This is a genomic window from Sphaerospermopsis reniformis, assembly GCF_005402885.1.
Classification (GTDB): domain Bacteria; phylum Cyanobacteriota; class Cyanobacteriia; order Cyanobacteriales; family Nostocaceae; genus Sphaerospermopsis; species Sphaerospermopsis kisseleviana.
On sequence record NZ_BJCE01000284.1, the window covers coordinates 1 to 6,219 of the forward strand.

4 protein-coding genes are annotated in these 6,219 nt (G+C 41.3%); 3 read left to right on the forward strand and 1 reads right to left on the reverse strand.

Annotation, left to right across the window (positions count from 1 at the left end; all coding sequences use genetic code 11):
• From brxD to FFR48_RS24360, 3 genes are all read left to right on the forward strand, one after another.
• The coding region (gene brxD / locus FFR48_RS24350) for a BREX system ATP-binding protein BrxD (RefSeq protein WP_236104167.1) at positions 1-1,332 on the forward strand (1,332 nt) is incomplete at its 5' end.
• Between the two features lie 133 nt (positions 1,333-1,465).
• Positions 1,466-3,568: a DEAD/DEAH box helicase gene (locus tag FFR48_RS24355; protein ID WP_137669150.1), complete on the forward strand. Its 2,103-nt coding sequence runs from the start codon at positions 1,466-1,468 to the stop codon at positions 3,566-3,568.
• Between the two features lie 121 nt (positions 3,569-3,689).
• On the forward strand, positions 3,690-4,646 hold the full coding sequence (locus tag FFR48_RS24360; protein ID WP_137669151.1) for a DUF4351 domain-containing protein: 957 nt from the start codon (positions 3,690-3,692) through the stop codon (positions 4,644-4,646).
• Positions 4,647-5,096: 450 nt separating this feature from the next.
• Here FFR48_RS24360 and FFR48_RS24365 read toward each other — a convergent pair whose 3' ends face one another.
• Positions 5,097-6,062, reverse strand: coding sequence for a tyrosine-type recombinase/integrase (locus FFR48_RS24365; RefSeq protein WP_137669152.1), 966 nt, complete (start codon positions 6,060-6,062; stop codon positions 5,097-5,099).
• Positions 6,063-6,219: the final 157 nt, after the last annotated feature.

Here is a 6,219-nt window from a genome sequence, read left to right on the forward strand (position 1 = left end):
CCTTTAAAATTAACTATGGCAATTAGTGAACGAGATATTGAGCATATTTTTGAACGTCTGCGTTCTGGAGTTGTTCCAGAAAGAGGTTTAGAAGCTTTTGCAGTTGGTATTGACAAACAACGTACAGAAATTCATCGCCAACTCAAATTAGCAGCTGATGGGGAAGGTGTATTTAAATTTCTGCGTGGGGGCTATGGCTGTGGTAAAACATTTATGTCATGTTTGGCAATTTTAGATGCCCAAACCCAAGGTTTTGCTACTAGCTTTGTAGTAGTTTCTGACAACGATTTACACTTTTACAAATTCGATGATGTTTACCGTAAAGTTGTACAAGAATTAGGGACTAGCTCTTGTCCCAGAGGTGCTTTAAGCGACATCATTGACCGTTGGATTGGGCGTGTAGAAGATGCCCTGATTGCTGGAGGTGCTGACGAAAATAGCGATGAATTTGATACTTTAGTACAGCAACGCATGGAAGAAGAACTCGCTTCTCTGACTGGTGGTAAAGCCCCAGAAGATATGGCCAGGGTACTGCGGACTATTTTTACACTTAAACAACAAGGCGAAATTGCAGAAGCTAGTGCTTTACTTTCTTGGCTTTCTGGTAGCGAAAATGTAGCGGGAAGTGCCAAAAAAGCTGCTGGAATTAAAGGAGATATCGGCAGTCGGGACGCGCTTGATTATTTGCATGGGATTTTGGAAATTGTCAAAGCCGCAGGTTATAAGGGTTTGGTAATTGTTATTGATGAAGTAGAAACAATTCTGCGAATGCGTCAAGATAGCCGGGGCAAGTCCTTAAATGGGATTCGGCAAATTTGTGATGCGGCTGACCGCTACAAAGGCTTACTCTGGATTTTTACAGGCACACCAGAATTTTATGATACCAAACGTGGTGTAGCAGGTTTAGAACCCTTGAGCGATCGCATCCAATTCTTAGCTCCTGGTGGTTTTGCTAACCCTCGCCAACCCCAGTTAGAACTCAAACCTTTTGACGCTAAACGCCTTAAAGAAGTAGCTTTAAAATTGCGAGAAATTTATCCCACTGTCAATAAAACAGTTCTAACTAATAAAGTCACCTCAGATTTTATTGAGCGGCTGATTTCCAAAGTGACGGCTGGGTTTAAAGGTGATGTAGGAGTAGTTCCTCGTCAGTTTCTGCGTCAATTTGTCAATGTGTTAGACTTAGCAGCTAATGATGAGGAATTTGACCCGATGATTGCTGAGGGCTTTGAAGTCACTGATTTAACCGAAGTTGAAATTCGGATTCGAGAAGGTCGTCCCCCTTTTGAGGCTGAACCAGAGGATATTCAAGGTTACACTGTGGAATTTTAATCAATTGCACCCACCCAGCCCCCTGCTCCCCTGCCAGCTAGGTTAACTCCTAAACCTTGGAGATATTCTGAGTTAGCTCCCTACCCCCTGCTCCCTGCCTCCCCTGCTCCCTGCCCCCTGCCCCCTGCTGATTATGTCTTCTGCCTTTGCACGTTTTCCTGCCCGTCTGCAACAAGCGATTGTCTCACGCTTAGGCTGGTCTTCTCTCCGTCCTGTGCAAGAACTAGCAGGACAAGCTTTATTAGATGGTAAGAATGCAGTAATTTTAGCTCCTACTGCTGGAGGAAAAACAGAAGCTTCTATTTTTCCGCTATTGGCAATGTTAATGGAGCATGAACCCCAAGGAGTTGGCTTAATTTATATCGCGCCAATCAAGGCTCTCTTAAATAACCAAGCAGAACGTTTGGGAACTTACACCGAAATGGTGGGTCTGCGTCGCTTTCTGTGGCATGGAGATATTAAAGACTCTCAGAAACGGGCTTTTATCAAAGAGCCAACGGCAGTTTTAATGACCACCCCAGAATCTTTAGAGGTCATGCTGCTATCTGCCAAAGTACCTCATAGGAAAGTCTTTGGAGATTTACGGGCTGTAATCATTGATGAAATCCATGCCTTAGCGGGTACAGACCGAGGTACTCATTTGATATCTGTGCTGGAACGAATAGGGCGTTATACAGTTAATGATGTTCAACGTGTGGGGTTGAGTGCTACTGTTGGCAATCCGGCGGATATTCTGCGTTGGTTGCAAGGGACATCAACACGGGAAGGCAGCGTCATAGACCCGCCGAAAGTGCCTTCTCAAAAAGATTTACGGGTTTATTTACGGGATACACTAGGAGCGATCGCTCAAGAAGCTAGTCACATTACCCAGGGAAAAAAGAGTCTGTTTTTTTGTGACAGTCGTTCGCTGGCTGAGGAAATTGCGGAACGGATGCGAAATCGTGGCACTGATGTATTTGTTCATCATAGTTCCGTTTCTTTAGAGGAACGTACTGCCGCCGAGGAACGTTTTCAAAGCGGAAGTAATACCAGCATTATTTGTACTTCTACTTTGGAGTTAGGTATTGATGTTGGTGACTTAGACTTAGTTTTACAAGCCAATGCACCTTCTACAGTCTCTTCTTTTTTACAACGCTTGGGGCGTACTGGAAGAAGGGCTAGTCAACGCGCCAATACCACATTTTATTGTGAAGATGTGGAGACAGTATTGCAAGCGATCGCTATTGTGGAACTAGCAAGAAAAAGCTGGGTAGAATCTGTTCCTATTCAAACTAGAGCTTGGGCTGTAATGGTGCATCAGTTACTAGCCTTAACTCTACAATTTGGTGCTATTAGCTCAGAACGTTGTTGGGAGCATTTGTCTAGCGTTCCTGATTTTTCAGGCATCAACTATACAGAATTTGAGGCATTAATTCAGCACATGATTCGGGAAAACTTCTTGTTTCATGCTGGTGGGTTACTCTCAATGGGGGATAAAGCAGAACGGGTTTTTGGGCGGAAAAACTTTATGGAACTCTACGCTGTTTTTAGTAGCCCATTGCTTTACAAAGTACAGACATCATCTGGCTATACCATTGGCTCTTTAGAGCAAGCATTTGTGGATAAGCTAGTTGCAGATATGAGTTCTTTTCTACTCAGTGGTAAGGCTTGGACTGTCACCCACATTAACCACCAAGAGCGTATTGTTAGGGTTGTTCCTGCTCCTCGTGGTAAAAAACCAAGTTGGGGAGGTTTTGCTCCACAATTACTAGGTTTTGAACTATGTCAGCAAATAGCACAAATTATTACTACAGAAAACAGTATTCCTTATATTGACTCTAAAGCACAAGCATCTGTAGATGAATTTCGTACTGACTTGAGACAATTTCTGACAAATTCAAGTATTCAAATAGATAACGACCGAGCATTATGGTGGACTTTTGCTGGTGGACAGATTAATCACACTATCAAATATGGTTTGCAATGCTACCATGATTGGAAAATTGTTGCTGATAACTTTAAAATCAAAATAGAGGCAGAGAGTCTTGGTCAGGCTACCTTGAGTTTAGCGATCGCTCAGATCAGTGAACAAGACTTCTGGCAAAGTCCACATACCCAAAACCTAATTTTATCGCAGTTACCAGAATACCGCCTGAGCAAATTTCAACAGGCATTACCTGAAATCTATTCTTTAGAAATGGTTAGTAACTACTTGCTAGATATTCCTGGACTATGCAAGTTTTTGCATCCCACATAAGGTAACAGAGTGTGTGTGTAATCAGTCAATCTCATGCTATAATATTAGGTAATTTTCCAGTTATTTAACTATAATATAAATATTTTAAGATAATACATACAACAATTATTGTAACATTGTTATGAAGCAAAATCATGAAATTACCGCCAATTACGATGAATCATGGAAAGAGGCATTAAACGAATATTTTGATGATTTTTTATCCTTTTTCTTTCCTTTAACTTATGAAGCAATTGATTGGACACAAAAACCGGAATCACTAGACAAAGAACTGCAACAAATTACAGCATCGTCAGAAACCGAAAAACGCATAGCAGATAAACTGTACAAAGTTTGGTTATTGGATAAAACACAAGCATGGATTTTAATTCATATTGAAGTCCAAAGTAATTATGATGTTGACTTCCAAGAAAGGATGTACATTTATAATTACCGTGCTTTTGACCTATATCATAAATTTGTGGTGGGGCTGGCGATTTTAGGTGATACAAGTCCTAAGTGGCGACCAAGCAGTTATCATCAAGCAATGTTAGATTGTGAATTAAGTTTTAAATTCCCCATTGCTAAACTGATGGATTATGAAACACGGTGGAATGAATTAGAAGCCAGCAATAATCCCTTTGCTATCATAGTAATGGCACATTTAAAAACCAAATCAACCACTGGGGATTTAGAAGAAAGGGAACAATGGAAATGGAGATTAATTAGAGGACTTTATGATAGGGGTTTAACAAGAGAACAAATTGTAAAACTCTTTAAAATCATTGATAAAATGATGTCATTACCCAAAGAATTGCAACGAGGATTAGTGGCTAAAATCAAACATTTGGAGGAGGAAAAGAAAATGCCATTCATTAGTCCCACAGAAGAACTAGCAATGGAACGAGGTGAATTAAAAGGAGAACAACAACTAATTATCCGACAACTAAATCGGCGATTTGGCGAAATTGAATCATCATTAATTGACACAATTCGCACCCTAACAATTGACCAATTAGAATTACTAGGTGAAGCACTCCTGGATTTTTCCACTATCACTGATTTAGAACAATGGTTACAAAATAAACCAGAATCATAAAACCAAAACCCCCCCACTTTCTTTTCATTAACTACTGTGGGGTAAGATTAATTCATTTTCAGTAGGGACGGGGGATGATAAGGAAAAACAAATCAGTTGAGCGATCGCACGCAATATTGGGTATAGCAACGATTGATGAAAAATCCCGCCATTTGGTGTGAAAAGCTTGCATTGGAAGCCTTTCACTCATACAAGGTGTAGCGAACTGCGGTTATTTCGTAAATGTTCCCAATAAATAGGGTTTGATGAAAAAGTCTTTTCATGGAGGCAGGCAAGAGGCAAGGGGAAAGAGGCTGAAAACACGAATTTTATCTCACAAATATTCCTCATGAACACTTATAGAATTTGGTTGGCAATATTATGATTTGAGAAAAAATCTGTCTACCTACTAGGTAAAAGCTGTTAGCGTAGCGTGGCGTAGCCATTTACTGATTACTGATAGCTGAATACTTACACCAAATCTTCCAACAAAGCAGTAATTTTCCCCTGGGCTTTAGTGCGGTTATCATCATAAATCATTAAAGTATTCAAATTAGCATGACGGCTCAACTTCTGCACACTCCTGACATCTCCACCACTAGCATCCAAAGCCGCCGTCACTGATGAATGTCTAATTTTATGGGGGCTGACAACTTTAGAAATCCCCGCCACACTAGCAATCTTCACCACAATTTTGCGAATACCATCCCCCGTCAGCCGATGTCCGTAGTGAGGTCGCAGAGAAATAAACAACGGTTGCTTGATATCTAATTCCTTCCTTGTCCACAACCAATCTTGCAAAGCATCGCAAGTTTTAGGATGCAAATCAACATTTTCCTTCTGAGTTCCCTTACCCTTACCCAAAATACTCAAAGTCCGTAATTCTAAATCCAAATCTTCAATATTACAGTGAGAAACTTCCTCCCGTCGCAGAGCATTAGCCCACAATAACCGCAGCAGTGCATAATCCCGTTTACCTTTAATAGTTTCCCGGTCTGGTATCGACAGCATTTTTCTAAAAGCTTCAGGAGTAATACCCGAAGTATCTCGGTAAGGTTGAATTTTCTCACTCTTGATATCAGCTAACGTCCACTCACACTTACCCACCTTATAGGCATAGTTAACTAACGCCTTAATTGCAGCCAATCGGCGGTTAACAGTAGCTTCCTTCAAACCCAAATCAACCAACTCTGCCTTGTAGCGCAAAACCAGCGTTACAGCCGAGTACCTATCCATTTGCAGAAATTGTCCCACCAAAGCGGGAGTTGGTTGTTGACCGCACACAGACAGGAAAAATTTATTTAAATCTTTAGCGTATTCATGACGGGTATTTTTATTACGCTTGCCCACCAACAATTCTGCCAACAAATCGCGTTCAGCGGTAATGGCAAAGGGGTTCACCTTAGCGAGTGAATTTGACTCTTGGGGTGGCTGCATATAATTATCGAAAATGAGTCTTTTCGATAATTACTTTAGCATTGATCTGCCTGACCGCCCAGCCAGTTTCCCCTTCCTGGCGTGGGGAGTAACGCAAAAAAGTGAGATGATGGTGAAGAGAGCAGGGGAGGCAGGGGAAGCAGGGGAAGCAGGGGAA

Bases quoted from the DNA above. Each gene is read 5' to 3' on its own strand.
- FFR48_RS24355 (WP_137669150.1), top strand. From the start codon at position 1,466: ATGTCTTCTGCCTTTGCACGTTTTCCTGCCCGTCTGCAACAAGCGATT.
- FFR48_RS24360 (WP_137669151.1), top strand. From the start codon at position 3,690: ATGAAGCAAAATCATGAAATTACCGCCAATTACGATGAATCATGGAAA.
- FFR48_RS24365 (WP_137669152.1), bottom strand. From the start codon at position 6,062: ATGCAGCCACCCCAAGAGTCAAATTCACTCGCTAAGGTGAACCCCTTT.